At 75.2% G+C, this 2,205-nt stretch carries 2 protein-coding genes and 1 pseudogene; all 3 read right to left on the bottom strand.

Annotation, left to right across the window (positions count from 1 at the left end; all coding sequences use genetic code 11):
• Nucleotides 1-169: 169 nt before the first annotated feature.
• Nucleotides 170-754 carry an SMC-Scp complex subunit ScpB gene (gene scpB, locus ACQRUO_RS39255; protein ID WP_428320973.1) on the bottom strand — a complete coding sequence of 195 codons (585 nt, stop codon included), beginning with the start codon at nucleotides 752-754 and terminating at the stop codon, nucleotides 170-172.
• Between the two features lie 251 nt (nucleotides 755-1,005).
• Nucleotides 1,006-1,908: a segregation and condensation protein A gene (locus ACQRUO_RS39250; protein ID WP_428320972.1), complete on the bottom strand. Its 903-nt coding sequence runs from the start codon at nucleotides 1,906-1,908 to the stop codon at nucleotides 1,006-1,008.
• Nucleotides 1,909-1,937: 29 nt separating this feature from the next.
• Nucleotides 1,938-2,205 (bottom strand): annotated as a pseudogene (locus tag ACQRUO_RS39245) (hypothetical protein); the annotation flags it as partial.

Here is a 2,205-nt window from a genome sequence, read left to right as displayed (position 1 = left end):
GCCGCTGCGACCGGCGCCGCCGCGCCCGCCGGCGCCGCCCCGTCCGGCGTCGCCCCGCCCGCTGCCGCGGCCACCGCCGCCGCTGTTCCTGCCGTTACCGCTACCACTGCTACGCATCAAATGTCCGTACGTCGATTCCATCCGGAAGTGCGGGGCGTGCCGGGCGACCTCACTGCACTTCCCCTGAGCTCGCGGCGGCGACCGCTTCCGCGATCGCCGTACCTTCGAGGGACTCCGCTTCCACGTCGTCGACCTCGGGCAGGAAGGGTGCGAGCTCCGGCAGCTCGTCCAGGCCGCGCAGCCCCATCCGTTCTAGGAAGTAGTTCGTCGTCCGATACAGGATCGCACCTGTTTCGGGCTCGGAGCCGGCCTCTTCCACCAGTCCTCGCTGTACCAGGGTACGCATCACGCCGTCACAGTTCACACCGCGTACCGCCGAGACCCGGGATCGGGACACCGGCTGGCGGTAGGCGACCACCGCGAGGGTCTCCAGCGCGGCCTGGGTGAGCCGGGCCTGTTGGCCGTCCAGCACGTACCGGTCCACCAGCTCGGCGCAGGCGGCGGCGCTGTAGAACCGCCAGCCGCCGGCGACCAGCCGCAGCTCGAAACCGCGCCCCTGAGCGGCGTACTCGGCGGCCAGCTCGCGCAGCACCGCGGCCACCTCGGCGCGCGGGCGCTCCACCACCTGGGCCAGCCGCGCCTCGGCCAGCGGCTCGTCGGCCACCATCAGCACCGCCTCCAGGCCGGCCCGCAGCCCGACGCCGTCGGCTTCGGCCTCGGGGTCGGGGGCAGGGCCGGGCTCAGGGTCGGGGTCAGGCTCGACGGCTACCGCAGGCTCGGGATCGACGGGCGCCGCGGGCTCGGGCTCGACGACCGCCTCGCCGGCCTCGTCCTCCGGGTACACCGGCTCCAGCCACTCGCCCTCGCGGGCCTGCCCGGGCACCCCCAGCGCCCGCCGCGCCGGCCGCGCCCCGCCGCCCGTGCCGAGCTCCCCTGCCGCACCGCTCATCCGCCGGCTCCCGATCCCGATCCCGTGCCATGGCCGTCCGGCTCCGCCGCCGGTCCGCCGTCGAACTCGTCCGTCACCTCGATCGCCGCCCGCTCCGGGTCGGCCACCCAACGGACCGTCAGCTCCCCGAGCGGCTCCGGCTGCTCGAAGGCCAGCGCCCGCTCCCGGTACAGCTCCAGCAGCGCCAGGAACCGGGCCACCACCACCAGGGTGCCGTCGGCGTCCGCGACCAGCGCGCCGAACGGCGCCGCGCCGTGCTCGGCCAGGTAGGCGGCCACCAGCGCGGCCTGCTCGCGCACGCTCACCGGCGGGGTGTGGATGTGGTCCACGTAGACCACCGGCTTGGGCCTGGGAGTCATCGCCTTGGCCGCCAGCTGGGCGAACCGCTCCGGGCCGACGTGGATGACCACCTCCGGCAGCAGCTCGGCGTGCTGCGGCTCCAGCCCCACGGTGCGCGGCCGGCGGCGCTGCTCGGCGGCCCAGCGCTGTTCGAGGACCGCCGCCACCCGCTTGTAGGCGCGGTACTGCAGCAGCCGGGCGAAGAGCAGGTCGCGGGCCTCCAGCAGGGCGAGGTCCTCCTCGTCCTCGACCTCGGCGGCGGGCAGCAGCCGGGCCGCCTTCAGGTCCAGCAGGGTGGCCGCGACGACCAGGAACTCGGTGGTGGCGTCCAGGTCCCAATCGGGGCCCATGGCCCGCAGGTGGGCCATGAACTCGTCGGTGACCTGCGCGAGTGCGACCTCGGTGACGTCCAGCTTGTGCTTGGCGATCAGCCCGAGCAGCAGGTCGAACGGGCCCTCGAAGTTGGCCAGCCGCACCTGGAAGCCGCCACGGCCCTCATCGACGGGCGCGGCGGCCGAGGCTGCGGCGTCCGGAACTGGCGGCGGGGAGGTGCTGGGCATGGCGGTCCATCTTCACACGCCGGCCCGGTTCAGCGGCTGCGCAACCGCCGGACCAGGATGCTGGCCTCACCCCGCTGCTCCAGGTCGGCCAGGACGACCGCGATGGCCTCCCGCACCACCCGGCCGCGGTCCACCGCGAGGCCGTGCTCGCCGCGCAGCACCAGCCGCGCGTGCTCCAGGTCCATCAGCTCCTCGGCGGAGACGTACACGGTGATCTTCTCGTCGTGCCGCTCGCGCCCGCTGGGCCGCCGGGGCGCGCGCCCGCGCGGACGGCGCCGCAGCGCGCCGTCCGCGCCC

It is taken from the genome of Kitasatospora sp. LaBMicrA B282 (assembly GCF_050325825.1).
In the GTDB taxonomy this organism is placed as follows: domain Bacteria; phylum Actinomycetota; class Actinomycetes; order Streptomycetales; family Streptomycetaceae; genus Kitasatospora.
The sequence above is the reverse complement of the archived record's forward strand: the minus strand, read 5'-3'. Positions and strand labels throughout refer to the sequence as shown.